The 26,759-nt window shown below is 64.6% G+C and carries 24 protein-coding genes; 6 read left to right on the top strand and 18 right to left on the bottom strand.

Annotation, left to right across the window (positions count from 1 at the left end):
* The first annotated feature begins 19 nt into the window (after positions 1 to 19).
* The gene (locus VPH41_RS01685) at positions 20 to 1,228 is read left to right on the top strand and encodes a hypothetical protein (protein ID WP_328568758.1); all 1,209 of its coding nucleotides are present in this window, start codon (positions 20 to 22) and stop codon (positions 1,226 to 1,228) included.
* A gap of 1 nt (position 1,229) precedes the next feature.
* On the opposite strand, the gene VPH41_RS01680 is transcribed toward VPH41_RS01685, so the two are convergent.
* The 11 genes from VPH41_RS01680 to VPH41_RS01630 form a co-directional block, all read right to left on the bottom strand.
* Positions 1,230 to 2,759 (bottom strand): methyl-accepting chemotaxis protein, encoded by a 1,530-nt coding sequence (locus tag VPH41_RS01680; protein WP_328568757.1) that lies wholly within the window; start codon positions 2,757 to 2,759, stop codon positions 1,230 to 1,232.
* A 119-nt stretch (positions 2,760 to 2,878) separates the two neighbouring features.
* Complete coding sequence (locus tag VPH41_RS01675) at positions 2,879 to 3,601, bottom strand: GntR family transcriptional regulator (RefSeq protein WP_328568756.1); 723 nt, start codon at positions 3,599 to 3,601, stop codon at positions 2,879 to 2,881.
* A 70-nt stretch (positions 3,602 to 3,671) separates the two neighbouring features.
* Entirely contained in the window at positions 3,672 to 4,619 is a 948-nt protein-coding gene (locus VPH41_RS01670) for a sugar kinase (protein ID WP_328568755.1), read from the bottom strand.
* 112 nt (positions 4,620 to 4,731) lie between these two features.
* Positions 4,732 to 6,867 (bottom strand): glycoside hydrolase family 28 protein, encoded by a 2,136-nt coding sequence (locus VPH41_RS01665; RefSeq protein ID WP_328568754.1) that lies wholly within the window; start codon positions 6,865 to 6,867, stop codon positions 4,732 to 4,734.
* Positions 6,868 to 6,983: 116 nt separating this feature from the next.
* Complete coding sequence (locus VPH41_RS01660; protein WP_328568753.1) at positions 6,984 to 8,255, bottom strand: porin; 1,272 nt, start codon at positions 8,253 to 8,255, stop codon at positions 6,984 to 6,986.
* 114 nt (positions 8,256 to 8,369) lie between these two features.
* A complete protein-coding gene (locus VPH41_RS01655) occupies positions 8,370 to 9,659 on the bottom strand; it encodes an MFS transporter (protein WP_328568752.1) in 1,290 nt (429 codons plus the stop codon).
* A 155-nt stretch (positions 9,660 to 9,814) separates the two neighbouring features.
* Positions 9,815 to 11,242 carry a tagaturonate reductase gene (locus VPH41_RS01650; RefSeq protein ID WP_328568751.1) on the bottom strand — a complete coding sequence of 476 codons (1,428 nt, stop codon included), beginning with the start codon at positions 11,240 to 11,242 and terminating at the stop codon, positions 9,815 to 9,817.
* A gap of 11 nt (positions 11,243 to 11,253) precedes the next feature.
* The gene (locus VPH41_RS01645; RefSeq protein WP_328568750.1) at positions 11,254 to 12,852 is read right to left on the bottom strand and encodes a UxaA family hydrolase; all 1,599 of its coding nucleotides are present in this window, start codon (positions 12,850 to 12,852) and stop codon (positions 11,254 to 11,256) included.
* 27 nt (positions 12,853 to 12,879) lie between these two features.
* Complete coding sequence (gene uxaC / locus VPH41_RS01640) at positions 12,880 to 14,283, bottom strand: glucuronate isomerase (protein WP_328568749.1); 1,404 nt, start codon at positions 14,281 to 14,283, stop codon at positions 12,880 to 12,882.
* Between the two features lie 254 nt (positions 14,284 to 14,537).
* Positions 14,538 to 15,068 carry a DNA-deoxyinosine glycosylase gene (locus VPH41_RS01635; protein WP_328568748.1) on the bottom strand — a complete coding sequence of 177 codons (531 nt, stop codon included), beginning with the start codon at positions 15,066 to 15,068 and terminating at the stop codon, positions 14,538 to 14,540.
* 36 nt (positions 15,069 to 15,104) lie between these two features.
* Positions 15,105 to 16,049 carry a hypothetical protein gene (locus VPH41_RS01630; protein WP_328568747.1) on the bottom strand — a complete coding sequence of 315 codons (945 nt, stop codon included), beginning with the start codon at positions 16,047 to 16,049 and terminating at the stop codon, positions 15,105 to 15,107.
* An 86-nt stretch (positions 16,050 to 16,135) separates the two neighbouring features.
* Between VPH41_RS01630 and VPH41_RS01625 the strand changes: the two genes are divergently transcribed.
* From VPH41_RS01625 to VPH41_RS01610, 4 genes are all read left to right on the top strand, one after another.
* Positions 16,136 to 16,564, top strand: a complete 429-nt coding sequence (locus tag VPH41_RS01625) for an Mpo1 family 2-hydroxy fatty acid dioxygenase (protein ID WP_152255017.1) — start codon at positions 16,136 to 16,138, stop codon at positions 16,562 to 16,564.
* A gap of 144 nt (positions 16,565 to 16,708) precedes the next feature.
* On the top strand, positions 16,709 to 17,158 hold the full coding sequence (locus VPH41_RS01620; protein ID WP_046684332.1) for a glycine zipper 2TM domain-containing protein: 450 nt from the start codon (positions 16,709 to 16,711) through the stop codon (positions 17,156 to 17,158).
* Between the two features lie 320 nt (positions 17,159 to 17,478).
* Entirely contained in the window at positions 17,479 to 18,423 is a 945-nt protein-coding gene (locus VPH41_RS01615) for a DMT family transporter (protein WP_328568746.1), read from the top strand.
* The gene (locus VPH41_RS01610) at positions 18,420 to 18,929 is read left to right on the top strand and encodes a GNAT family N-acetyltransferase (RefSeq protein ID WP_328568745.1); all 510 of its coding nucleotides are present in this window, start codon (positions 18,420 to 18,422) and stop codon (positions 18,927 to 18,929) included. The genes VPH41_RS01615 and VPH41_RS01610 overlap by 4 nt, the downstream gene beginning before the upstream one ends.
* Positions 18,930 to 19,125: 196 nt before the next feature.
* Here VPH41_RS01610 and VPH41_RS01605 read toward each other — a convergent pair whose 3' ends face one another.
* Positions 19,126 to 19,263 (bottom strand): hypothetical protein, encoded by a 138-nt coding sequence (locus VPH41_RS01605; protein WP_193317486.1) that lies wholly within the window; start codon positions 19,261 to 19,263, stop codon positions 19,126 to 19,128.
* 228 nt (positions 19,264 to 19,491) lie between these two features.
* Between VPH41_RS01605 and VPH41_RS01600 the strand changes: the two genes are divergently transcribed.
* Complete coding sequence (locus VPH41_RS01600) at positions 19,492 to 19,671, top strand: hypothetical protein (protein ID WP_034746290.1); 180 nt, start codon at positions 19,492 to 19,494, stop codon at positions 19,669 to 19,671.
* 5 nt (positions 19,672 to 19,676) lie between these two features.
* On the opposite strand, the gene VPH41_RS01595 is transcribed toward VPH41_RS01600, so the two are convergent.
* The 6 genes from VPH41_RS01595 to hutH all read right to left on the bottom strand — a co-directional run bounded on the left by VPH41_RS01595 (position 19,677) and on the right by hutH (position 26,745).
* A complete protein-coding gene (locus tag VPH41_RS01595; protein ID WP_328569601.1) occupies positions 19,677 to 21,107 on the bottom strand; it encodes a glycine betaine ABC transporter substrate-binding protein in 1,431 nt (476 codons plus the stop codon).
* An 84-nt stretch (positions 21,108 to 21,191) separates the two neighbouring features.
* Entirely contained in the window at positions 21,192 to 22,418 is a 1,227-nt protein-coding gene (hutI, locus tag VPH41_RS01590) for an imidazolonepropionase (protein ID WP_328568744.1), read from the bottom strand.
* A gap of 10 nt (positions 22,419 to 22,428) precedes the next feature.
* A complete protein-coding gene (locus tag VPH41_RS01585; RefSeq protein ID WP_328568743.1) occupies positions 22,429 to 23,004 on the bottom strand; it encodes a HutD/Ves family protein in 576 nt (191 codons plus the stop codon).
* Complete coding sequence (locus VPH41_RS01580; protein WP_328568742.1) at positions 23,004 to 24,392, bottom strand: formimidoylglutamate deiminase; 1,389 nt, start codon at positions 24,390 to 24,392, stop codon at positions 23,004 to 23,006. The genes VPH41_RS01585 and VPH41_RS01580 overlap by 1 nt, the downstream gene beginning before the upstream one ends.
* On the bottom strand, positions 24,377 to 25,165 hold the full coding sequence (gene hutG / locus VPH41_RS01575) for an N-formylglutamate deformylase (RefSeq protein ID WP_328568741.1): 789 nt from the start codon (positions 25,163 to 25,165) through the stop codon (positions 24,377 to 24,379). Before hutG ends, VPH41_RS01580 begins: the two co-directional genes overlap by 16 nt.
* A 20-nt stretch (positions 25,166 to 25,185) precedes the next feature.
* Complete coding sequence (gene hutH, locus VPH41_RS01570) at positions 25,186 to 26,745, bottom strand: histidine ammonia-lyase (protein ID WP_152282882.1); 1,560 nt, start codon at positions 26,743 to 26,745, stop codon at positions 25,186 to 25,188.
* Between the last annotated feature and the right edge of the window lie 14 nt (positions 26,746 to 26,759).

Raw genomic sequence — 26,759 nt, 5'->3', positions numbered from 1 at the left:
TCTTAACCTGTTGATCGCCATGCCCAAAAATAAGCGCCCTGTCCCCCGTAAATCCGCCAACACGCCTGAAGACAAGGATGAATCCGTCACGCGCATGCTGTGCACGATGGCCCTGAACCTGGCGGAGCAGGAAGACAGCGAATCGCAGGGCACGGTGCTGGCCGAGCAAGCCGTCGAGTTCGGCCGCCTGATCCGCAAGGCCTTGAATCAAAAGAAAGATGAAATCCTGTACGACGCCATCGAGCGCGCCAAATACGAGGACGTGGGCGCCTACCAGTATTTGCGCAGCCATATCGAGGAAGCCGCGTCCATTTCCGTGATCCGCCGCGACAATGCGCCGTCCATGGAAATCAACGCCTTTGTCGTGCCCCTGCTGGTGCAAAGCACGGGCGGCCTCAAGCAAGCGGACAGCTTCCAGGACCAGGACGCATTCGAAGCGCTGGTGAAGAGTTTTCAACAATCCCAGCTGGAAAGCGCCAAGGCCAAGGTGGTCCTGATGAGCCATGCCTACGACCTCGATGAAATCGACCGCATCACCTACAGCCACCTGCACGAGATGGTGCGCGATGCCTACGCTTCGATGACGGACAAGAAAATCGTCGCCACGCCGGGCCTGGAAAGCAGCATCGTGGGCTGGAGCGAAACGGCCTTCGGCCCGCAGGACACGGCCGTCGAACTGCGCTTCCTGCTGGGCTTTGCCCTCAAGCGCGTGGACGATCCGTTCTACGCGGAACCGAAGGACGAAGCGGCGCTCGACGCCTGGTTCGACGCGCGCATGGCCCGCTACCAGCAGTGGACGACGGAAGTGGCCGAGCTCGTCAAGCGCTGCCTGGCGCCGGCCGGCAACGCCCTGGAAGTGAGCTTCCTGTACCAGGACCTGTTCCACGGTGGCAAGGAACAAGGATTGAACGAGTATGCGATGCTGCAGATGATGTCGGGCATCAACCATGCGCTGGCAGAAAACAATGTGGCGGCAGCGGATGTCTCGGTGGTCGTCGGTCCTGCCGACGAGCTCGGCGAAATGCTGTTGCGCGTCAACGTCACGACGGCGGGCGGCGAACTGCTGCACAGCGCAGACAAGCCGCTGGACCTGGCGGCCGACCTGCAGGACGAAGTCGACGACATCTGCGACGCGCTGGCCACCATCGGCGTGACGCAACTGTCCGTGGCGCTGCGCTTCGACGCCCAGGGCCAGCCCGTGGAAGCGCAGGCGTACCGGGCAGCCTGATTCACCGTTCCAGCTTGAACAGGCTGACCAGTTCCGACAGCTGATGCGCCTGTTCCTGCATGGCCTGGGCGGCGGCGGCAGCCTGCTCCACCAGGGCCGCATTTTGCTGGGTCACGTCATCCATGCTGATGATGGCCTGGTTGACCTGCGCGATGCCCTCGCTTTGCTCGTGCGTGGCCGTGCTGATGTCGTGCATGAAGGCCGTCACCCTGGCGATGCTCTCGACCACGTGCCGCATCGCGTCGCCCGCCTGCCCGGCCAGTTCGCCGCCCGCCTCCACCTGCGTCACCGAGACGCCGATCAACGCCTTGATTTCCTTCGCCGCGCCGGCCGCGCGCTGCGCCAGGCTGCGTACCTCGCCAGCCACCACGGCAAAGCCGCGTCCCTGCTCGCCCGCGCGCGCCGCTTCCACAGCCGCATTCAGGGCCAGGATATTCGTCTGGAAGGCGATGCCATCGATGACGCCCGTGATGTCGGCGATCTGGTTTGACGACTGGCGGATGGCGCCCATGGTGTCGACCATGCGCGCCACCACGGCGCCGCCCTGGCGCGCCAGCTGCGCGGCATCGCCCGCCAGCACGCTGGCTTGCTGCGCATTGCCCGCATTCTGGCTGACGGTGCCCGTCAGTTCCTCCATCGAGGCCGCCGTCTGCTCGAGCGAGCTGGCTTGCGCCTCCGTACGCGCCGACAGGTCCAGGTTGCCGTTGGCGATTTCCTGCGACGCCGTGGCGATGGCCGAGGCGTTGCCGCGGATCTGGCGCACGGTGCCGGCCAGGTCCTGCTGCATGCGCGCGATGCTGTGCAGCAGGCTGGCCTTGTCGCCCGCCCGCAGCGCCACGGGGGCGGACAGGTCGCGCCCGGCGATGCGCCGCGTGACGTCGCCCGCGTAGGCCGGCTCGCCGCCCAGGGCGCCCAGCACGCTGCGGATCACTTGCCAGCCCAGCACCGACATCACGGCCAGGGCGGCCAGGAAAAACCACAGGAACTGCATGGCCGCTTGCCAGAATGCGTTCTCGATATCGTCATTGAAAAAACCCGTGCCTATCCACCAGCCCCAGGGCTTGAAGGCGATGATGCCATTGAGCTTGGCCACCAGCTGCCCGTCGCGCTTGCTCTTGACGGAGACGAGACCTACTTCGCTGCTGGCCAGCGCCTCGACATACGCCTGCGAATCGGGCCGGCCATCCATGGTTTCGCCTTCGGCGATCACGCCGATATTCTTCGGATTCGGGTGCACCAGGTTCAAGCCGTTCGGCAGGCGCGCCCAGTAATAGCTTTTGCCGTCATTATTAAGCTGGGTCAATGCCTGCCTGGCGGCCGTCTGCGCCTGTTCGCGCGTCAGGCGGCCGGCCAGTTCTTCCGCGTGATAGTGGGCGGCCAGGTGTTCGCCCATCTTGAGCATGTTGACGATCTGCGCCTCGCGGTCATGCCGCATGGCCTGGTACAGATTGCGCAGGCTGTAGGCGCCCAGCAGGGCCATGCCGAGCAGGGCGGCGCCAACCAGCAGAATCAGGCGGTGAGAAACTTTCATGGGTATCCTTTGGAGCATTCGCTGTGCATGGCTGCGCGCCATCGGCCACGACAGGCGTGGCTAGCCCTGCCGGCCCGCTGACAGCGGCCGGTGGACAGGCGATGGAGCGCGCAGGGACGCTAGCGTTTGGGTTTGACGGCGAGATGCGGCATGAAATATTCAGGCCGCAGTTTGCGGGTGATTTCCAGCACCGGCAGCACGTGATCGAGATGGCTGCGCATGGCGGCGACGGCGTGCTGCGGATCGCCCGAGGCGACCGCTTCCACCACGTCACTGTGCTCGGCCATGACATCGCTCATGCGTCCTGCCAGGGGCAAGGTCAGCTGGCGATAGCGGTCCATCTGCGTCTTTGCCTGCAGGATCATGGGCCACACGCCCGGATAGCCGGACAGCTCGGCCAGGGCCGCGTGGAAGTTCTCGTCGGTGCGGTGAAACCCGCGGATGTCGTTGCGTTCGATGCACTGGGCCTGGGCCGCCAGGATGGCGCGCAGGCTGGCGATGCCTTCCGGCGTCGCCCTTTCCGTGGCCTTTTCGATGATGGCCGTCTCCAGGGCGCAGCGCACCAGCATGGCTTCTTCCAGCGAATCGAGCGGGATGCGCGCGACAAAAGTGCCCACGCGCGGCAGCACTTCGATCAAGCCTTCCTCCGCCAGGCGCTGCACGGCTTCATGCACGGGCGTGCGGCTGGTGCCCAGTTCATCGGCCAGTTCCTTTTCCACGATGCGCGTTCCCGGCAGCATGCTCATGTCGACGATACGCTGGCGCAGCAATCCATACACGCGGCGCGCGGCGCTGACACCGGTTTCGCCATCGGCAGGAGGAAGAGAAGACGTCAGATTCATAGACTTATTGTAGCGAAACGGCAAAGTTAAACAGGAAAAAACAGTGTAATCGATGATACAGGGTCTGCGCTCATCCGGCAGGCATTTCCGTGCGCGCGATGATGGCGCCGCGCCGGCCGATCACGCAGGCGGCGAGACGGTGTCCCGACGCCGCCGCCATGGCTGGCGCTTGCCCTGCCAGCCGCGCCGCCACATAGGCTGCGCCGAACGAGTCGCCGGCCGCCGTGGTGTCCACCACGTTCGCCACCGGCTGGGCCGCGACCTCTTCCACGACGCCGTGGAAACTGACGATGCAGGGCTGCGCGCCCCGCTTGAGCACGATCTCGGGCACGCCCAGCGCGCCGGTGCGCGCCAGCACCTGCGCCACGTCGGCCGGGCCATACAAGGCGTCTTCGTCATCCAGCGTCAGCAGGGCCAGCGACGCCAGGCTCAATACGCGATGGTAGGCCGAGGCAGCCGCATCGGCGCTTTCCCACAGGCGCGGACGGTAGTTATTGTCGAAGATGATCTGTCCGCCCTGCGCCTGGCACTGCGCCAGCGTCGCCAGCAGCAGTTCCCGGTCGGCCGGCGGCAGGATGGCCAGGCTGATGCCGGACAAATACACGTGGCGCGCGCCGGCCAGCTGCTGCAGGATGGCCGGCGCCTGCGGCCCGCGCAGCCAGTGGCGCGCGGCCGAATCGCTGCGCCAGTAGTGAAAGCGGCGCTCGCCCTGCGCATCGTTCTCGATCAGGTACATGCCTGGCAGCTTGTCGGCCAGGCGCTGCACGCAGCGCGTATCGATACCCTCGTCCTGCCAGCTGGCGCACATGTCGTCGGACAGGCTGTCGCTGCCCAGCGCCGTCACGTACGCCACCGCGTGCCGGCCCGCGTCGAGCTGGCGCGCCATGTACACGGCCGCGTTCAGGGTATCGCCGCCAAAGCGGTAGGCCATGGCCGGCTTTTGCTCCTGCTGCTGCTCCGCGCGCTGCAATTCGATCATGCATTCGCCGATGACGAAAACGGTTTGTGGTGCTTGCATTGCGGTTTCCTCCCGATTTTCCATCGATTCAGAGCGGCGCCGCGCCGGCATCCCGAAAGATGGCCGGCGCGGCGCGCGCTACTTCCGTGCTACCCAGGCCTGCGTCGCAGGCTTACTTCTTGTCCCAGGTCGAACCGAACAGGTTCGACTGGCCGATGGCCGGGAAGTCGACAAAGGCCTTGCTGCAATCGACCACTTTTTCCACATCGACCGCCTGCGTCGCCGTGCCGTTGACCGTCACGCGCTCGGCCGCATTGGCGAAGATCGGCAGGTTGGTACCCTTGATCGTCAGGTTGGCATCCGACGAAGTCATCGTCGTGGCGTTCGGCGTATCCGTCACCACATTATTCAGGGTCATGACCAGAGGATACTGCGGATTGTCGAAGCCCCCCGTATTGGCCTTGAAGCCCTGCAGCTTGATGGCCGTATTGCCCAGGATGCGCACGTTATCGAGGGTGATGTCGTGGAAGTTCGGGTACAGGGGACCTGCCGTCGGCAATGCCTTGGTGCTGTAGTAGGTGGTAAACAACAGCGCATTCTGCGCATCGCGGATGCAGATATTGCGGTAGTGGACGTTGCTCACTTCGCCGCCGCGCGCATAGTCGGACTTGATGCGCAAACCTTCCTCGGAATGCGTGAACGAGTTGTCATACACCTCGACGTTGGTCACGCCCGCATTCGTTTCGCTGCCGACGGAAATGCCATGGCCCCAGTAGATGTGGTTATGCGCGATGACGATGCCGTGCTTGCGGTCCGAGCGCACGTCGCGCTTGCCGTCGATGGCGAACAGGCCCGAACCGACCGGCGACGGGTTGGCGCTGCCCTTCAGGGCCACGTCATCGTCGCCCGTGCTGACGAAGTTATACGCGAAGACAAAGTTCTTCAGATAGCCGTCGAACGACATGGCGCCCGTCGAGGTGGTCTTGCTGCCCGTGGCCAGCTTGCCGGAAATGGCCTTGCCGGCGGCGCCCGGATCGAACGCGTCCGTGTTCTTGACGTTGTCCGCGTTGTAGGTCTCGCCGTTATACAGCGGGTTGCCGTTGCCGGCCGGGTTGGCGAAAGCCGCCAGGGTCGGCGTCTGCACCTTCACGCCCCATACCGTCAAGCCATCGACGCCGCTCGGCACGACGTGGAAGTTGGCGCTGTTATTGAGCGAGATGCGGTACAAGGTCAGGTTTTTCGCATAGTTGAACACCATCATGCGGAAGTTCGACTGCGAGCCCGTGCCCGTCACGCCGTTCTGCACCATGTTGCCCAGGAAGGCCAGGTCCCACCAGCTCATGTTGCGCGCCGACGATTTCGAGTCGACGATGGTGCCGCCGTTATCGCACGACACGCCGTCGGCGGCCTGCTTGCCCGTGGCATACATGGCGTAGGTGTTCGAGCAGGTCATGTCGACCTTCATCAGCGGATACAGCTTGTTGGTGGTGACGATTTCCGCATAGGCGCGGCTGTCGATGGAGCCGTCGCCCATGACGGCCGAGTTGACCAGGTTGGAGCCGTTGATCAGCGCCGAGCAGTTGCCCGAGCTGCCAGCCTTGCTGGAGCTGACGGCCGTGTTGCCGCAGTACGGGCCGGCCGGATTCGGCGAATAGGTGGTGACGTCGCGCGACGCATACAGGGTCACGCCCTTGTCGATCCACAGGGTGACGCCCGATGGCAGGGTCAATGGACCGCTGATGAAGCCATCGCCCACGCCGGAGCTGTTGACCACCAGACGCACGGCGAACTTGCTGCCGCGGTATTCGGGCTTGGCCAGTTCTTCGCCCGACACGCCGGCGATATTCACGTTCTTGACGTTGGCCGTCTTTTGCGCGGCCGTGGAGGCGGCATCGGCGGCGGCGATCTTCGCGCCCACTTCCGCATCGACGGCGGCGCCGCAGGCGTCCAGCGCGGCCTGGATGCGGGCCTGGTCCGGATTGGCGGTGGCGGTGGTGACCGCCACGCCCACGCCCGGCTTCGACGGATCGGCTTCCGGCGGCAGCGAGCCGTCCGGGCGGCGCACCAGGTTGCTCGACGCTTCCAGGGTGGCGCACACCTGCGTGTCCTTCGGCAGGGTTGGTTCTGCCGGCAGGTCCGGGTCGAACGAGGTCGTGCCTACCTGGTAGACGCTGCCCGGGTTATACGTGGTGGACGTGGCGCCGTCGGTGCTGCCACCGCCGCCGCAAGCGGCCAGCACGGCGGCCAAGGGCAATGCGACGCATGCCTGCGTCCAGCCTGAGTTGAGTTTTTTGCTGCCTGACTTCATGAATGCATCTCCTGATATAAGCGCCGCTCTGAGGTGGCAACGCTGTATAAATGAGCCGCCCACGCGGTTCCGCTGGAACCGGTGGCCGGCGCTGTCCCGGCTTGCGCCGGACTACTTCAGAAACGGGCGATGAAGCCGAAACCGAACGCGCGCGGCGAATTGCCTGGCGCGAGGAAGGCATCGTCCTGGCCCGAGTTATTGCTGTGCAGCGGCGACTGGCCCAGGTTGACGTTTTGCTGCGCCTTGTTGTTGATGCGCGTGAAATACACGTAAGGCATGAACTGCTCGTCGATCTTGTAGGTCGCGCCCAGGGAAATCTGCGTCGCGCCGAAGTCGTCCGGCTTGGCGAAGGTGGTGTTGTCCAGCTTGCCCAGCTTGCCGGCGGCCAGCATCACGGTGACGTCGTAGCCCACTTCCTGGCTCAGCGACGCCATCACGGAGCGCTGCTTCATGCTGCCCGTCTGCAGCGAGGTATAGATGTTGCCTGGCGTGGGCAGCGACTGCACCGCATAGCCATAGCTGCCCGACTCGAAACCGAGGCCGACCGACGTCTTGGTGGGGAACTTGTAGGTTGCCAGCAGCTTGTAGAACGAGGTGTTCACGCCGCTGACGGAGGCGTTGCGCATGCCGAAGCCCTTCGACAGGTTTTCCACGTCCACGCCCGTGTTCTGCTGGCGGTCGTAGCCGGCGCCGATGGAAAACGCGCCGATGCTGTACTTGGCCGCCAGCGAGTAGCGCGCGCGGTCGTCGCCCGTCGTGCGCTGCTCATCGAAGCCGTAGGAAGCGCCGGCCTGGAAGCCGCGCCATTCCGGCGACAGGTAGTGTGCCGAGTTCTTGTAGCGCGCTTCGCCGCGGCCGAACAGGCTGTCGGCATTGCCGCTCAACTGGGCCGAGGTGTTGTTCCACACGTCGACGCCCTGCACCGTCAGGCCCAGGTTGCCGCCCAGGGCGCCGCCCGAACCCACCAGGCTGCGGTAGACGGAGTCGTTATTGCCGACGATGAAGCGGCCGAAACGCTTGCTCTCGATACCGACAAAGGTATTGCGCGATTCGATGGTGGCCGACTTGCCCTGGCCATTCACGCCGCCCTCGTCGAAGTTGTTCAAGCTGCCCTCGATCTGCCAGATGCCGCGGATATCGTCGCGCAGGCCGATCGAACCGGCAAAGCCGATGCGCGAATTGCCGTCCGAAATGCGGCCGCGGCTGGCGTACGGCGTGGCGCCGCCGACGGCTTTCACCGATTCGATCTCACCGTTCAGGAAACCGTAGATGCGGGTTTCGACGTGGCGGTTTTCCAGGATGCCTTCGGCCAGCGCGCCGCCCGACAGGGCGGCGAGGATCGCCACCGCCAGGACACGGCGGGTGCAACGGTTGTTCTGTGGTGTCATGTGCTTCTCCTCTTCTCGCGCCTTCATTGGCGCATATGTATAAACATCAAAAAAACAGCTCCCCGCCGCACCGCGCGGTGCAGGAAAACAGCGGGGGAAATTCAGGAATAGTCGTCAGGTACTGAAGGCAGGCCTGGCCAGCGGCACGCCCGGCGCCATCTTTTCGCGTATCAGCAGGCAGACGACGGCGGCAGCCACCAGGTCGAACACGGCCAGCAGCATGAACAGGGGGCTGTAGCCGACCAGGGTCACCAGCACGCCGAACACCAGGGTGAAGATCGTCGCGCCCAGGTAGCCGGACATGCCGGCCAGGCCCGTGGCCGTGGCCACTTCGTTCTTGCCGAAGACATCCGAGGTGATCGAATACAGCGCGCCGGACAGCGTCTGGTGGGCAAAGCCGCCCACGCACAGCAGGGCGATGGCCGCGTACGGGCTGGCCACCAGGCCGATACAGGCCGGGCCGATCATGCACACGGCGCCCACGACGACGACCAGCTTGCGCGAAGTAAACAGCGACACCTTCCAGTACTTGTGGAACCACGGGCTCAGGTAGCCGCCCAGCACGCAGCCGATGTCGGCGGCCAGGAACGGCAGCCAGGCGAACATGGCGATTTCCTTGATGTTCATGTGGCGCTCGGTGGCCATGTACAGGGGAATCCAGGCATTGAAGGTTTGCCAGGCCGGTTCGGACAGGAAGCGCGGGATGGCGATGGCCCAGAAATTGCGGCTACGGACGATCTGGTGCCAGCGCGCCTTGGGCGCCTTGTCGCTGTGGTGGGTCGCTTCCTGGCCTTCCAGGATGAAGTCGCGCTCCTTGTCCGACAGCAGTTTCTGATCGCGCGGATGCTTGTAGAAGGCCAGCCACAGTCCCGTCCAGACGATGCCGATGGCGCCGACGATGACGAAGGACATCTGCCAGCTGCCGTGCAGGATGGTCCATACCACCAGCGGCGGCGCGCACAGGGCGCCGATCGAGGAACCGATGTTGAACCAGCCGATGGCGATCGAACGCTCCTTGGCGGGAAACCACTCGGTCGTCGCTTTCACGCCGGCGGGAATGCCGGCCGCCTCGGTCAGGCCCAGCATGCCGCGGAACAGCGCCATGCTTTGCCAGCCCGTCGCCATGGCCGCGCAGGCACACGCCACGGACCAGGCCAGGGCAAAGACGGCAAAGCCGATCTTGGTGCCGATGGCGTCGATGACGTAGCCGGCGATGGGCTGCATCAGCGCGTAGCACACCTGCCACGCCACCACGATGTACGAATATTCCTGCGTGGTGATATTGAGCTCGCTCATCATCGTGGGCGCCGCCACCGACAAGGTATTGCGTGCCAGGTAATTGACGATCAGTCCAGCCGTGACCAGGCCGACCATCCACCAGCGCATGCCGCGTATTTTAGTCATGTTGTCTCCCTCTATCCATCCAAGGCGGCGCAGCTGCGCCGCCACTTTTTGGGCCGGTCAGCCTTCCTGGGGAAGTGCCTCCGGCCTCGGTTTTTATGGGTGTTGCGGTGTTGCGGTACTGCTGTCTGTTTCTGTCGCGGTGCTGCTTTTCTTTCCTACACGGCCTGCAAGGCGCCGCGCATGCCCTGCGATGCGATGTCCTGCAAGGCCGTGGCCACGGCGTGCGCCAGGCCTGGCACCGCGTTCATGTCGCGGCCCCACACGGCTTCCTGTGCCAGCCAGCCCTGCGCCAGCTGTTCCAACGTCAGGCTGCCCGCATCGGCATCGGCCCAGGCCCGGCTGAACCATGCCAGGGTGGCGGGATCGTCGGACAGGGCGATGACGTCGCCGCGGTACAGGCGCATGGTGGCGGCCAGCGCCAGCACCAGGCGTTGCGGCAGGCGGCCGTGCAATTCCACGTAGCGCAGCAGCTGCGGCGCGATGCGCGCGGCGAACTTGCTCCAGCTGTTCAGGGCGATGGACGCCAGGCGGTGCTGGATGTAAGGGTTGCGGAAGCGCAGCAGCACGTCGCGCGCGAACTGCTGCAGTTCGTCCTGCGGCAGGGGCAGCGCAGGGATGATTTCCTGCGCCAGGGTGTCGGCCAGGTAGCCGCCCACCTGCGCGTCGTTGACGGCATCGCCCACCGTCTCGAGTCCGGCCAGCAAGGCGACCGGCACCAGCGCCGTATGGCCGCCGTTGAGGATGCCCACCTTGCGTTTTTTGTAGGGGGTGATGTCGTCGACCAGCACGGTATTCAGGTCCGCGCCCGCCAGCTTCAATTCATCGGCCAGCGCTGCCGGGCCTTCGATGACGAACAGGTAGTAGTATTCGGCCGCCACCATGAACTGGTCGCGATAACCGCGTTCCGCCTCGATGGCGGCGGCGTCCTGCGGGTAGCCGGTGACGATGCGGTCGACCAGGGTCGAGCAAAACACGCAGGCCGACTCGATCCAGGCGGCAAAGCCCGCATCGAGCTGCCACAGACTGGCGAAGTGCAGCACGGCCGCCTTCAGGGCCGGGCCATTCCGTTCGATCAGTTCGCACGGCAGCAGTACCACGCCTTTCGTGCGGTCGCCGTCGAAATACGCGTAGCGGTCGAACAGCAGGCGCGCCAGCTTGGCGGGAAAGCTCGACGGCGGCGCGTCGTCGAAGGCGTCGCTGTCGTTGGTGGCGATGCCCGCTTCCGTGGTGTTCGAGACGATGAAGCGCAGCTCGGGCAGGCTGGCCAGCGCCAGGTAGTCGCCATACATGGTGGCCGGATCGATTTCGCGCTGCACGCAGGAGATGGTGCGGCAGGTGCTGACGGCCTGGCCATCTTCGTCGAGGCCGCGCACGACGGTGGTAAACAGGCCGTCCTGCACGTCGAGCAGGGGCGACGCGCTGCCGCCGCGCGGGCGCACCACCACCACGCCCCCGTTCAGGCCAGTGCGTTCGTTGAGCAGGTCGACCTGCCAGTCAAAAAAGCCGCGCATGAAATTACCCTGGCCGAATTGCAGGATCTTGATCGGCAGGTCGAACGGCGCGCCGCGGCGCAATGCTTGCATGGGAATGTCGTTCACAGTGAAATGTCGCGTTTCCAGAAGATGAAGTCGTATTGCTGCAGGCGGTCCGCCTTGGCCTGGTACTGGCCGCCGGCCGTGGCCACCACCATGTCGAACAGGCCGTTGGCCACTTCCGGCAAAGGCGTGCCGTCGATCACGGGGCCGCAGTCGTAGTCGATCAGGTCCGACAGCTTTTTCGCCACCCGCGTGTTGCTGGCAATTTTCAGCACGGGCACGATGGGGTTGCCCGTCGGCGTGCCCAGGCCCGTGGAAAACAGCACCACGTTAGCGCCCGAGGCCACGATGCCCGTCACCGACTCGACGTCGCCGCCCGGCGTGCACAGCAGCGACAAGCCCGGCTTCAGACTCTGCTCGCCGTAATCGAGCACGGAAACGATGGGCGACGTGCCGCCCTTCTTTGCCGCGCCGGCCGATTTCATGGCGTCCGTGATCAAGCCGTCGCGGATGTTGCCGGGGCTGGGGTTGTCGGCGAAATGCGTGCCCACGGCTTCGGCGCGCGCTTCGAAATCGCGCATCAGGCCCAGGAAGCGGCGCTTGTCATCGTCGTTTTCGCAGCGCTCGATCAGGTTGGCCTCGACGCCGCACAGTTCCGGGAATTCGGCCAGGATGGACGAGCCGCCCACGGCCACCACCATGTCCGATACCAGGCCCATGGCCGGGTTGGCGGAAATGCCGGAAAAGCCGTCCGAGCCGCCGCATTTGACGCCGATTTTCAGGTGCGACAGCGGCACCGGCTGGCGCCGCACCTTGTTCGCTTCCTTCAGCTGCGCCAGGGTATCCGTCAGCACGGCCTTCATCATGGTCTCTTCGCTGTCCCATTTCTGCTGCTCGTAGATCAGGCAGGGCTTGTCGAAATGCGGGTTCTGTTTTGCCAGCGCGTCCTGGAACATGGCGATCTGCGCGTTCTGGCAACCGAGGCTGAACACCGTGATGCCGGCCACGTTCGGGTGGTCGGCATAGGCGGAGAGAATCTTGCACAGCGAACGCGCATCGGCGCGCGTGCCGCCGCAGCCCCCGTTGTGCGTGATGATGCGCACGCCGTCCAGGTTCGGGAACGGACGCACGACGGGCTTCGGCGCTTCCATGTCCTCGCCCAGCAAGGACAGGGTGAACGACGCCAGGTCGTTGCGCGTGTAGCCCAGCGGCGCCTCGAGCGCATTGCGCAAGTGCTCGACGTTGCGGTTTTCGCAGAAGACCAGGGGGAAGATCAGCCAGTAATTGGCCGTGCCCACCCTGCCGTCGGCGCGCACCACGCCGGGGAAGGTGGCGCCATCGAGGCGCGCCACGTCGGGCGGCGTCCAGCTGTATGGCGCCTGCGGTTCCAGCTCCACTTCGGCCGCGTAATGGTGCAGGTTTTCCGTGGTGACGGCTTCGCCGCGGCGGATGGCCACGGTGGCCTTGCCGACGGGGACGCCGTACAGGCGCAGGATGTCGCCTGCCGCGAAGGCGCGGCGGGCCAGCTTGTGCTTGGTCTTCACGGCACTGCTGATGAGGATGGACTCGCCCTCCCAGTTCACCACTTCGCCGGCGGCCAGATCGGACAAGGCGACCAGCATGTCGTCGTCGGGATGGATACACAACACTTTTTGCATGACTAATTCCTGGCGGCGGCTATGGGATTACAGCTGAAAATACTTCTGCGCGTTTTCGTAGCAGATGCCGCGCACGATGGTGGCCAGCGCCTCGAAATCGTTCGGGTATTCGCCGCCGTGCACCCATTCGCCGATCTGGCGGCATACCAGGCGGCGGAAGTAGTCGTGGCGCGGGTAGGAAGCGAAGCTGCGCGAATCGGTCACCATGCCGACGAACACGCCCAGCACGCTGTGGTTGCCAAACCCCACCAGTTGCTGCAGATTGCCTTCCTTGTGGTCGTTGAACCACCAGGCCGGGCCGAATTGCAGCTTGCCCGCCACCGTGCCATCCTGGAAGTTGCCCACCATGGTCGACAGCACTTCATTCATGTTCGGATTCAGGCAGAACAGCATGGTCTTCGGCAGGCGGTCGTCCAGGTCCAGCGCGTTGAGCAGCGAGGCCAGGCCCGCGCTGCAGCTCATGTCGGAAATCGAGTCGTAGCCCGTGTCCGGTCCCAGCAAGCCGCGCATGCGGTCGTTGTTATTGCGCTGCGCACCGATGTGCAAGCACATGGTCCAGCCATAGTTCGCATACACGCGGCCGATCGCTTCGAGCAGGCCGCGCAGGTACAGGCCGTTTTCCACGTCACTCAGCAAGGTGCCTTGCAGGCGCTTGGCGAACAGCGCTTCGAGCTCCTCGGCGCTGGCTGCCTGCACGGGCAGGGTCACGTCGACGGCGTGGTCGGAGATGCGCGCACCGCGCGAGTGGAAGAATTCCACCCGCACGGCCAGCGCGGCGATCAGCGAGGCAAACGAGGTGACGGGAACATCGGCCACCGCGCTCAGGCGCTGCAAATATTCGGGGAAGCGCGGCTGGTTGATGCGCATGGCCTTGTCAGGGCGGTAGGCGGGCAGCACGCGCGTCTTCAGGCCGGAGGCGGCGATTTCCGCGTGCTGCAGCAGGTCGTCGGCCGGGTCGTCGGTGGTGCAGGCGATTTCCACGCCCGCCTGTTCCAGCAAGGACCAGGTATCCATGGTGGCCAGCATGTCGTTGGCCTGTTCCCAGATGGCGTCCGCATTCGCCTCGTTGATGATGAGGTCGATATTGAAGATGCGGCGCAGTTCCAGGTGGCTCCAGTGGTAGATCGGGTTGCCGATGGCCAATGGCAGCACCTTGCAGAAGGCGCGGAATTTTTCCTGGTCCGAGCGCTCGCCCGTGATGAATTCCTCGGCCACGCCGGCCGTGCGCATCAGGCGCCATTTGTAGTGGTCGCCCGCCAGCCACAGTTCGGCGATGTTGCGGAAGGTCTTGCGGCTGGCGATCTCGCCCTGCTGCAAATGCGAGTGGTAATCGATGATGGGCAGGTCGGCCGCCACTTCGTGGTACAGCTTGCGGGCCGTCTCGGTGGTGAGAAGAAAATCCTGATTCATGAACTCGGTCATCGTAGCCATCTCCTTGCTGCGCGCGACGGGCATCGCGCTGTGTTTTTGTCGTGGCACCAAACTGGCGCACTCTGATATATCAGGATATTAAATGTAATATATCAGTAAAAGCAAGCGCAAAAATCAAGCGGGGGTCGCAGATGGGCGTGGAAACAACAGGCGGCGAGGGAATCGCGCGGCGCAACAGCCTGCGCCGGGATGGGGGAGGAGTTCAGCGTCCGGTGCTGGCGCCGGCTACAGGAAGGCGGCGGGAGTGGACAGTGTCAGGCGAGCGCCTGGCGCAAGACATGCCACTGCGCCAGCTTTTCCAGATAGGGTTTGGTATAGGCAGGGCTGCTCGACGGCAGCTCCACGATCCGGTAATGCGGGGCCTGTCCGCCCAGCACCTTGATGCCCAATTTGGCGGCCGTGCCGCCGTTGAAGGCAATGGCGCGGATGGCAGGAAAACGGGCCAGCAAGCCGGGCAGATCGTTGTCGTCGCGGTTACGGATATTGCTGTCGAGACTACCGCTACGGTGCGCCTGCGCCACCACGTCCCACAGGCCCACGCCATGCGCCAGCAAGGTTGCCAGACGCGCTTCATAGGGCAGGCTTTTCAGATCCACGCCCAGCACCTCGCCCAGCAGCATCCAGAACTTGTTTTGCGGATGCGCATAGTACTGGCTGTGCGCCAGCGATTTTTCGCCGGGCAGGCTGCCCAGTATCAGCAAGCGCGTATCGGCATCGACGACGGGATCGAAACAGCGCTTGCGGGTGTCCGGCACGGCCGGCTCATCAGACAATAAGCGGGACAAAAGCGGCATCCTGTGGGAGTGGTGGTAGCGCTTATTTTACCGGGGCCACTGCACGGGCACGGAAGTGACGCCCTTGTCATCCCACATCAGTACCTGTGCCGTATAAAACCTGCCTTGCGGCGCGACGGACTCGCCGACGCTGTTGACGTGGTATTGGTAGCCCGAGCCATAGCGCTGCGCCACTATCGTGCGCGCCTGCCGGGCCGTCTCGCCCTGCAAGGCCGCCTGCCCGAGGACGACGCTGCACGTACCAAGGATCAAGCCGATCATGGCGGGAATGCGCAGATTGCGCCGCCGGTATCCCCTCGCATCGCAGGCGGCCATGACGGCAGGCATCCCCAACTGACGGTACAAATAATGGATGACCCAGAGCGACAGCACGGTTTCCAGCACCAGCCAGCCATAACGGACGGGCGCCAGCTTGAACTGCATCGCGGTCAGGGACAACGGTTGCAGGAACAGGAAATCGAGCGTCAGCACGGTGGGCACCACCGAGAAAACGGCCAGCCAGCGCAGCCATCTCGCCGCACGCAGGTTGCCGCGCAACAAGAAAATACCAAAGATAAGCAACTCGATACCGCCAACATAATAATTCCGGCTATCCGTCAGAACGATGTCAAACCACACCGTCATTCTCAACACGATCCACGTGAACAGCAGCGCATAGCCCGCTGACTGCAAGTAGGGCTTGGCAGCCTCCGCAAGCGCGGCAGTGGCGGGGTCGAGTGGCCGGTCCTGCGGTCGCGCCGCCCACTGGCGCTGCTGCGCTTCCAGCTCATCCTGCTCGCGCTGGGCAATTTCCGCTTCAATGCGCTGCCGCCGCGCTGCATCGGCACCCTCCGGTCCGGACAAGGCTTGCTGCAGGGACGCCATAGAATAGCGCTGGTAATCAGGATTGGGATGGCTGGCTGGCGACGTCACGGATGCCTTTGAAATGAGCGGAAATATTTCCAAAAAGAAATAATAACGCAAAATTGCCAATCTGGCAATCCTCCATGGTATGCCGCGTTCGGCAGCCGGAGTTCCAGTGTAAAATTTCCAGCAATAACAACATCAGAGAGACCCCCATGCGCACCATCGACATCCTGCTGGCCCAGTATGGCGAAAGCCACCGCAACCACGTCAATGAATGGGTGCACATCGTGTGCGTGCCCTTGATCGTTTTCAGCCTGCTGGGGCTGCTATGGAGCGTGCATGCCAGCGTGGCGCTGCTCGGCAGTATTCTGGCTTTATACTACTATTACAAGCTGTCGCGCCCGTTTGCGGCGGGCATGCTGGCGATGCTGGCCGCCATGCTGGGGCTGCTGTTGCTGATGCCGGCGCTGACCATCCTGCCCGTGTCGCTGGCGCTGTTCGTGCTGGCCTGGATAGGCCAGTTCATCGGCCACCAGATCGAAGGCAAGAAACCGTCGTTCCTGGACGACTTGCGCTTCTTGCTCGTGGGACCGCTGTTCGTGCTGGGATTTCTGTACCGGCGCCTGCGGCTCGCGTATTGAGCGGCAAGTGGTCTTGTGGCCTGCCGGGGCCGTAACAGATTTTTACTATTCGCAACTAGTTATATGAGGCAAGTGTCCTTATGATAAGTCATCATCTGCCGGTCAATGTAACCGGCAACTAACTTTTGTCCAAGGGAGTCCCACATGAAAGCACCAATTATTGCAGTGGCATTGCTTGCCACCCTGGCCGGCTGCGCCGTACAACCGAACTCGGCGAATGTGTACAACGCGCGCCAGGCGCAGAATGAACAATCGGTCCGCATGGGTACGGTTGAATCCGTGCGCCAGGTCACCATCGACAAGGGTGAAACGGGCACGGGCGTGCTGGCGGGCGCGGCGCTGGGCGGCGTGGCCGGCTCGGCAGTCGGTGGCGGCAAGGGCGCCATCGCGGCCAGCATCCTGGGCGCCGTCGCGGGCGGCATGGCAGGCAAAAGCATCGAAGCGAACGCTTCCAACAAGCCCGGCCTGGAAATCACCGTACGCCTGGACAATGGCGACATGCGCGCCATCGTGCAAGACGCGGACGAACTGTTCCGTCCGGGCGAACGCGTGCGCCTGCTGTCCGATGGCCGCAAGACCCGCGTCACCCACTGATCTGCTTGCCGGCGCATGCGCTCAGCCGAAGGCGCCGGCAGCGAGCAAGGCAGAAGGGTGCAGCCAGATGGCAAGCACGGCGGTCACGACGACATACACAAGCACGCTCCATACTTTGATCTGCAGTGAGGCTAGCATGGTGGTCCCCTTCAAAGATGCGATTCAGAAAATATTTACTTGATAATAAAGTAAATATTTTCATAAATTCAACATTCTCCAGAAGCACTGCGCTGGCTCAATGCCTGGGCACCTGCTGACCACTCGTTGAGCAAGCTCGACCAAGACTCGCCATCCCCGCGCGATGCCCGTATACTTGCGCGATGTCCTCTCCTCTCCTGTTCATCATTGCCTGCCTGATCTGGGGCTCCACCTTCTGGGCCATCACCTTGCAGCTGGGCGATGTGGCCCCCGCCGTTTCCGTGGTCTACCGCTTCGGCCTGGCTTCCGCCACCCTGTTTGCCTGGTGCGCCGTGCGCGGCGATACCTTGCGCCTGCCCTGGCGCGCGCAAAAATGGATGCTGCTGCAAGGCCTGGCCTCGTTTGCCCTCAGCTATGTGTGCACCTACAGTTCCGAACAGTACCTGGTCTCCGCCCTCGTCAGCGTGCTGTTTGCGCTGATGGTATTCTGGACACCGTTGCTCAACCGCATCGCGTTCGGCACGCCCATCACCTGGAGCACCTGCTGCGCGGCGTTTGTCGCCATCTGCGGCATCGTGCTGCTGTTCTACCAGTCGATCGGTGCGGCGCTGCACGATATTCTGGGCGGCGGCAATGGCCACTTCCTGCTCGGTTTCATGCTGGCCCTGGTGGCCACCGTTTCCAGCACGGTGGGCAACGCGCTGGTCATGAAGGTACGCGAACAGTCGGGCAACGTGATGCTGACCATGGCCTGGACCATGCTGTGGGGTACCTTGATGGTGGCCGTGTGGGCCATTGCCACGGGCCAGTCCTGGCAACTGCCCGCGCGCCCCAGCTACTGGATGGGATTGCTGTATCTGGCCATCTTCGGCTCCGTGATCGCCTTCAGCGCGTATTTCACCCTAATCGCGCGCATCGGCACGCAAAAGACCGTGTATATCGGCGTCGTCACGCCCGTCATTTCCGTGCTGCTGTCGGTGCAGTTCGAACATTACCGGCCCGCCGCCATCGAATGGGTAGGTATGTTGCTGTGCCTGTCCAGCGTGGCCTGGGCCCTGACGTCGGGCGCCCGCAAGACGGCGGCCGTCGCCTCCCTTTCCACCCCTCCATCAGCAAAGGCAACATGAACACTACCAACGCCACTCTCGCCATCCGCCCCGCCCGGGAAACCGACGTGGCCGCCATCTTCGGCATGATCCACGAACTGGCCGTGTTTGAAAAACTCGAACACATGATGATCGCCAGGGAATCCATGCTGCACGACAGCCTGTTCGGCGCCCATCCTGCATGCGAAGCGCTGGTGGGCGAGGACAATGGCGAGGTAGTGACCTTCGCCCTGTTCTTCCACAATTTTTCCACCTTCCTGTGCCGCAAGGGGCTGTATCTGGAAGACCTGTACGTAAAACAATCGGTGCGCGGCAAGGGCTATGGCAAGCAGATGCTGGTGGCGCTGGCGCAACTGGCCGTCGAACGCGATTGCGGCCGCTTCGAATGGTCGGTACTGGACTGGAATGAAAACGCGATCAACTTCTACAAGGGCATGGGCGCGGATGTGATGCCGGACTGGCGCATCTGCCGCGTCGCTGGCGATGCCTTGACGCAATTGTCGGCCGGAACACCGACACCCGCATAAACCGATTGCCCAAAAAAATCCCCGCGGGCTAGCGGCACCGCGGGGTGAACCCATTGTCAAGTGGGAGGGGGAGAATGCAATCAACGGTTATCAATATAAACGCTACGACTTGTCACCGTACCGACCTTTACATTTGCTTACCGGGCCTTACATTTTACTTAAAGTAGTGTGCTCACTGTCCCCCCTTTGCCACAGTTTATTTCCGTGGCTCAATCAATGTGCCGTGCAAACCGATATGTTGTTGCGTAAGACCATTGCCGCCCTGCGAATTTTTATAGATTTGGTACACTGTCAGGCAGGCGGTGCAGCCAGCAACCACGGCAAAAATGACCATGCGACGCTCCTTGAGTATGCTTGAGGGAATCGGAACCTGCGGCCAATGCGGGCCAGGCCAGGCAGGGAAGATTCAGTGTGGCATCTTCTGCTAGTGGGGCATTGCGGCATATCAAACGCGTCACAGTGACGGCGTGCTGGCGTTTGATGCGTCGCAAAATGGCAGCAATGCGCTCACACACAATGAACGAATCAATGAACGAATCGTTATGCATACGGGAGCCACATCATGAATGTCTCTGCCAAGCCGCTCGTCATGAAAATCTACCGCGCCTACCTGCGGTCCCGCCTGGAACGCTACACGCGCGATCTGCAAGCCATCGCCGAACAGCGCGAGAACGACTTCCAGGCTGAACGCATCCTGCACCAGGCCGTCGTCTCGGTGCGCTCGAAACTGCACTCCCTGTGATGGCGTCAGCGTTGCTGGCCGGTTACGGCCCAGCGCTCCACCAGTTCGAACAAGCCTTGCGTCAGCAGGGCCAGCACGGCTGCGGGGATCGCGCCTGCCAGCAGCATGTCGTTGTCATTCAGCGCCAGGCCGATGGTGATGCGCTCGCCGTAGCCGCCCGCGCCGATGAAGGCGGCGATGGTGGCCGTGCCCACGCTCATCACGGCCGCCGTTTTGATGCCCGCCAGCATCACGGGCAAGGCCAGCGGCAAGTCCACGTGCAGCAGGCGGTCGCGCCGGCTCAAGCCCAGCGCCAGCGCCGCCATGCGCAAGCCTTGCGGCACCTGCAGGATGCCGGTGCAGGTATTGCGCACGATGGGCAGCAAGGCGTACACGAATAAGGCGACCAGCGCCGGCACGGTGCCGATCATGCCCAGCAGCGGAATCAATATCGCCAGCAGGGCCAGCGACGGCACCGTTTGCAGCACACCCACGAAGGCCAGCACCGTTTGCCGCAGCGGCGCCGAAAACGCCGCCAGCACGCCCAGCGGAATGCCGATCACGCACGCCAGGGCCACCGACAGCAGCACCAGGGTCAGGTGCTGGCGCGTCAGGGTCCACAGATCGTCGCCGATGATTTTATCGAGCAGCTTGCTGCGCGCGGCGGCCGGTTTTTTCGCCGACGTGCCGGAGGCCAGCCACTGGTGCGCCACGCCGGAAAAAGTCTTGCCATCGATTTCCACGGCCGCATTCATGGCGATCATGTCGCTCTCGCTGATGCGCCCCTGCAAGCCTTGCAGCGCCAGCCAGGCGGCGGGAAAGCGGACCGGCACGTCGAGCCGGTACAGCAGCATGGCATCGTAGCGGGGAAAATACTGCTGCGTGTCGGCCAGCACGCGCAAGCCATACTGGCGGATCTTCGCGTCCGTCGAATAGATGTCGATCACGTCCACCTGACGCTGCGCCAGCGCTTCATAGGCGATGCCGTGATCGAGCCCGCGCGGGCGCTGCGGCAAGCCATAGCGGGCGGCCAGGCCCGGCCAGCCATCGACGCGGCCGATGAATTCATGCGACAGGCCGAACCTCAAGGCGGGATGCTGCGCCAGCTGCCCCAGGCTGGCGATGCGCGTTTCATCGCCGCGCATCGCCAGCGCATAGGTATTGTTGAACCCCAGCGGCACGGCCACGCCCAGGCCCAGCGCCGCCAGCTCGCGCCGCATCTGTTCCAGGTCAAGCGGCTTGTCGTGCTTGAGGATTTCGCTGGCGATCGTGCCCATGTATTCGGCATACACGTCGATGCTGCCCGCCTGCAGCGCGGCGAGCACGATGGCCGTGTTGCCTAGCCCCTGGCGGTGCTCCGCCCTGACGTGCGGCGCGGCGCTCTGCTTGACGATTTCGCCGAGGATGTAGGATTCCGTAAAGCGCTTCGAGCCCACTTTCAGGGTGCCGCCGTCCATGGCTAGGGAGGATATGGGCGCGGCGGCGAAGACAAGTAACAACAGCAAATAAGCAGCACGCACGCGGCGCTCCAGGACGGATGATCAATCCGTCAAGCTTACCACCGGCGCGCGCCAGACACCGCCGTGTACCACGCCCGCGCACGGGTTCAGGCCCAACGCATACGACAGGTCGGCCGGACGCGCGATGCGCCACAGGGCGAAATCGGCGCGCTTGCCCACCGCCAGGCTGCCCGTGTCATTCTGCAAGCCCAGCGCGCGCGCCGCGTGGCACGTAGCACCAGCCAGCGCTTCCTGCGGCGTGAGGCGCCACAGGGTGCAGGCCATGTTCATCGCCAGCAGCAAGGACGTCATGGGCGAGGTGCCCGGATTGCAATCGGTGGAGACGGCCATCGGCACGCCGGCAGCGCGCAATGCCGCGACAGGCGGCGGCTGCGTTTCGCGCAAAAAGTAATATGCGCCGGGCAGCAGCACGGCCACCGTGCCGTGCTGCGCCATCGCGGCGACGCCCTCTTCCGACAAAAATTCCAGGTGGTCGGCCGACAGGCCGCCGTAGCGCGCCACCAGCGCCGCGCCGCCCAAGTCGGACAGCTGCTCCGCATGCAGTTTCACGGGCAGGCCCAGTGCCTGCGCCGCCGCGAACACCCGCTGCGTTTGCGCCGGCGTAAAGCCGATGCGCTCGCAGAACGCGTCGACGGCGTCGACCAGGCCATCGCCGGCCAGCGCGGGCAGCATCTGCGCGCACAGCAGGTCGATATAGGCGTCCGCCCGGCCCGCATACTCGGGCGGCAGCGCGTGCGCGCCGAGAAACGTGGTGCGCACGGATACGGGCAGCGTTTGCCCGATTTGGCGCGCCACGCGCAGCATCTTCGCCTCGCTGTCCGCGTCGAGACCGTAGCCGGACTTGATTTCCAGCGTGGTCACGCCCTCGGCCAGCAGCGCCAGCACGCGGGGCAGGCTTTGCCGCAGCAACTCGTCGTCGCTGGCCGCGCGCGTGGCGCGCACGGTGGACATGATGCCGCCGCCGGCGCGGCTGATCTCTTCATAGCTGGCGCCATTCAGGCGCGCCTCGAATTCGTCGCTGCGGTTGCCCGCGTGGACGATGTGGGTATGGCAGTCGATCAGGCCCGGTGTCAGCCAGCAGCCCTGGCCGTCGTGCAGCACGGCGCCACTGGCCGGCAGCTCGTCGCCGGGACCGAACCAGGCAATGCGGCCATCCTTGACGGCGATGGCCGCGTCGAGCAGCTCGCCATAACCGTGCTCCATCGTGGCCAGGTGGACGTTGTGGATGACCAGGTCCCACTCTTGCATCGCTTCTCTCCTAGGTAAACAGGTCGACGCACAGCACGGCCGAACGCTGCAAGGCGTCGAGCCGCCACTCCTGCGCATCGTCCGCGTCGAGCAGCAAGGCGTCGTAGCGGGCCAGCGCGAACTGCTGGTCGCTGGCGCGCGCCAGCACGGAACCTTCGCCGGCCACGAACAGCAGGGTCGCCGCGCTGCGCCGCGCCAGCTTGCCCGGCGCCGTGATCTTTTCCAGCTGGTGGCGGCAGCGGTCGCGCCGCGTCATCACGTTGAAATCCGTCGTGATCCCCTTGACCTGCGCCACGACGGCCGCTTCGCCGGGAAACCACAGCATGGGCTGCGCCGCGCTCAAGACCACCTTGCGCGCGCCATCGAGCGTCAGCTGCACGCCGTCGCCATCGACCAGCATCAGGCTGCGGTCGATGCCGGGAAAGCAGGAAAACGGCCCGCTGGCCGTGATCGTCGCCAGGCTGATGCGCCAGTCGAAGTCGTCGAAGCCAGCGCCCGCTGGCGAAATGGCGATTTCCGTCGTGCTGCCGCCGCCATTTTTCCACGGCGCGGCACGCAGGCATTCATGCGGGATGAAAGTGGCCATCAGAGCGCCCTCAATTGCGCCAGGGTGCGCTTGTAGGCGGTGGCGATGGCGTCCTGCGCCACATGGCGACCGCCGCGCACCTGCCACTGGCCGCCGCACAGCACGTCGCGCACCAGGTTGTCGTTGCCGCAAAAGAGAAAACTGCCCAGCACATCCCCGATGGCCACGCCGCCCAGGTTCACGTGCGCCTCGTCGAGCACCAGCAGGTCGGCGCGGCAGCCCGGCGCCAGGGCGCCCAGCTTGCGCCCGGCCGCCTGCGCGCCGCCGCGCAAGGCCGCCTGCCACAGGAAGTCGCCCACACGGCGTTCATCCGGCGTGGCGGCGACATTGCGCTGCTGACGCTGCAGACGCTGGCCATATTCGAGCCAGCGCAATTCCTCCACGGGCGACTGCGACACATGGCTGTCGCTGCCGACGCCGAAAGATCCGCCGGCCGCGATGAATTCGGCCAAAGGAAACAGGCCATCGCCCAGGTTTGCTTCCGTCGTGGGAGACAGGCCCGCCACGGCGCCGCTGGCAGCCATCAGCGCCACCTCGTCGGGCTGCACATGCGTGGCGTGCACGAGGCACCAGCGCGCATCGACGTCGGCGTGGTCGTACAAATACTGCACCGGGCGCCGGCCGCTGTAGTCGACACACTGGCGCACTTCGCCCTGCTGCTCGGCGATGTGGATGTGGATGGGACGGTCCGCCGGCAGTGCCTGCGCCACTTCGCGGATCTGCGCCACGCTGGCCGCGCGCAGCGAATGCGGCGCGAAGCCCACCTCCACCTGCCCGCCGCGCTGCGGCGCCAGCGCTTCGATGATGCGCAAGACGTCCTGCGCATCCGTGCGAAAGCGCGCCTGCTCGGCCTTCAAGGGCTGCTCGCCGAAGCCCGCATGGCTGTACAGCACGGGCAGCATGGTCATGCCGATGCCGCTGAGACGCGCCGCGGCCAGCACCCGTTCGGCCGTTTCGGCGGGACGCGCATACAGCGCGCCTGCCCCATCGCGCTGCAGGTAGTGAAATTCGCACACGGAAGTGTAGCCATGGCGCAGGCATTCGGCAAACAGCTGCGCGGCGATGGTTTGCATCTGCTCCGGCGTGATGTGGCGCGCAAAGCGGTACATAAGTTCGCGCCACGTCCAGAAGCTGTCCGGCGCATTGCCCGTTGCCTCGCCGGCGATCTCCGTCATGCCGCCCAGCGCGCGCTGGAAAGCGTGCGAATGCAGGTTGACCATGCCGGGCAAGACATATTGCGCCACCTCCACGCCTGGCGATGGCGCGGTATCGGCCTGGACGCGCGTCAAGTCGCCGGCCGCATCCCATTCCAGCAGCACGTCGCGGCGCCAGCCCTGCGGCAGCAGCGCATGGCGCGCGAACAAACAGCCGCTCAACGCGCCACCCATGCCACGGCTGCGCCCATCATCTGGCGCAGCAGCGGCTGCACCTGCGCGGCCAGGTCGGGCCGGTAGGCAAACGGCGCCGCTTCATCCATGTACACGCACTGGCACATCTCCAGCTGGATCGCATGCACGCGGCCTTCCGGCTGGCCGTAGTGGCGCGTGATATGGCCGCCCTTGAAGCGGCCGTTCAAGGCCACGGTAAATTGATCCTGCGCGCGCGCGATATCGACCACGGCGGACGTCAGCCCGCTGTCGCAGCTGGCGCCGTCGGCCGTGCCGAAGTTCAGGTCGGGCAGCTTGCCGTCGAAAAAGCGCGGCACGTGCGAGGCGATGGAATGGGCATCCCACAGCACCACGGCGCCATGCACGCGCAGCAGGCGGTCCAGCTCCGCGCGCAGCTGCCCGTGGTACGGCGCCCAGTAGCGTTGCAGGCGCTGCTGCACGTCTGCTGCATCGGGTTCGCGGCCTGGCAGGTACAGCGGCTCGCGGTGAAATGTATCGCTGGGCAGCAAGCCCGTCGTATCCTGTCCCGGATACAGATTCGTGTCTTCCTGCGGCCGGTTCAGGTCGATGGTGTAGCGCGACCAGCGCGCCGACAGCACGGACGCATCCATCTCCTGCAAAAATCCATACAGTTCGCGCAGATGCCAGTCCGTATCGGCCTTGACCAGGGCCTGCGGCGTCATGCGCGCGGCGATATCGTCCGGTATGTCGGTACCCACGTGGGGCATCGACACGAGCAGCGGGATGCTGCCTTCATTGAAGCGGAAATCCATGCTTGTCTCCTTGCGCCCACTCAGGCGTACAGCGGGGCGAACAAATTCTTGCACGTACTGCTCAACTCGCCATGCAGCACCATCTGCTTGGCCGCTTCGATATCGGGCGCGAAGAAGCGGTCGGCATCGAAGAACGGCACCTTCTGGCGCAGCTGGTGATGCACGTGCTCCAGGTGCGGCGAGGTTTTCAGCGGACGGTGGAAATCGATGCCCTGCGCAGCGGCCAGCAGCTCGATGCCGACGATGACGGCCGTGTTGTGCGCCATGTCGTCCAGGCGGCGCCCGGCGAACGTGGCCATGCTCACATGGTCTTCCTGGTTGGCGGACGTGGGCAGGCTGTCGACGCTGGCCGGATGCGCGAGCGACTTGTTTTCCGACGCCAGCGCGGCGGCCGTCACGTGGGCAATCATGAAGCCGGAATTGACGCCCGGATCGCGCACAAGGAACGGCGGCAGGCCGGAAAGCGTGGCGTCGATCAGCAGCGCGATGCGGCGCTCGGCCAGCGCGCCGATTTCAGAAATCGCCAGCGCCAGGGTGTCGGCGGCAAAGGCCACCGGCTCGGCGTGGAAATTGCCGCCCGAGACGATTTCCGCCTGCCCGTTGGGGCCATCCTGGAAGATCAGCGGATTGTCCGTGACGGCATTGGCTTCGATCAGCAGGGTGCGGCCCACATTGCCGATCAAATCGAGGCAGGCGCCCATGACCTGCGGCTGGCAGCGCAGGCTGTACGGGTCCTGCACGCGCTCGTCGCCTTCCAGGTGCGAGGCGCGGATGGCGCTGTGCGCCACCAGCTGGCGGTACATCTGCGCGGCCAGGATCTGCCCCGGCTGTCCGCGCACGGCATGCACGCGCGCGTCGAACGGCGAGTCGCTGCCCTTGGCCGCATCGAGCGACAGCGCGCCCGTGACCATGGCCGCTTCCAGCAGGCGCTCGGCCATGAACAGGCCATGCAGCGCCAGCGCGTTCGACACCTGCGTGCCGTTGATCAGCGCCAGGCCCTCTTTGGCAGCCAGCACAACGGGCGCGATGCCCGCCTGCGCCAGCGCTTCGGGGGCCGCCATCAATTCGCCGTTGACGCGCACGTCGCCCACGCCCAGCATGGCCAGCGTCATGTGCGACAGGGGCGCCAGGTCGCCCGAGGCGCCCACGGAACCCTTGGCGGGAATGGCCGGCATGATGCCCGCGTTGTACAGCGCGATCAGGGTGTCGACGATCAGCGGGCGCACGCCGGAAAAGCCGCGCGCCAGGCTGCCGATCTTCATCAGCATGATCAGGCGCACGACGGCGTCCGACAGCAGCTCGCCCGTGCCGACGGAGTGCGACAGGATCAGGTTGCGCTGCAATTGCTCGAGCTTCTCATCGGGGATGCGCGTCTTGGCGAGCAGTCCGAAGCCCGTGTTGATGCCGTAGGCTGCATCGCCCTTGGCGACGATGGCCTGCACGGCGGCGGCCGACGCCTCGATGACGGGATAGGCCTCGGCGGCGAGGATCAATTTTGCCGGCGCGGCCCAGACGGCGCGCAGGTCGGCCAGGGTCATCGCGCCCGGCTTCAGGGTCCAACTTTTGGCATGCTGTGTCATAGTCATTCGGATCA

The sequence above is a fragment of the Janthinobacterium sp. P210006 genome (assembly GCF_036231885.1).
Taxonomy (GTDB): Bacteria; Pseudomonadota; Gammaproteobacteria; order Burkholderiales; family Burkholderiaceae_D; genus Janthinobacterium; species Janthinobacterium violaceinigrum.
This window is presented reverse-complemented; position numbering and strand designations above follow the sequence as displayed.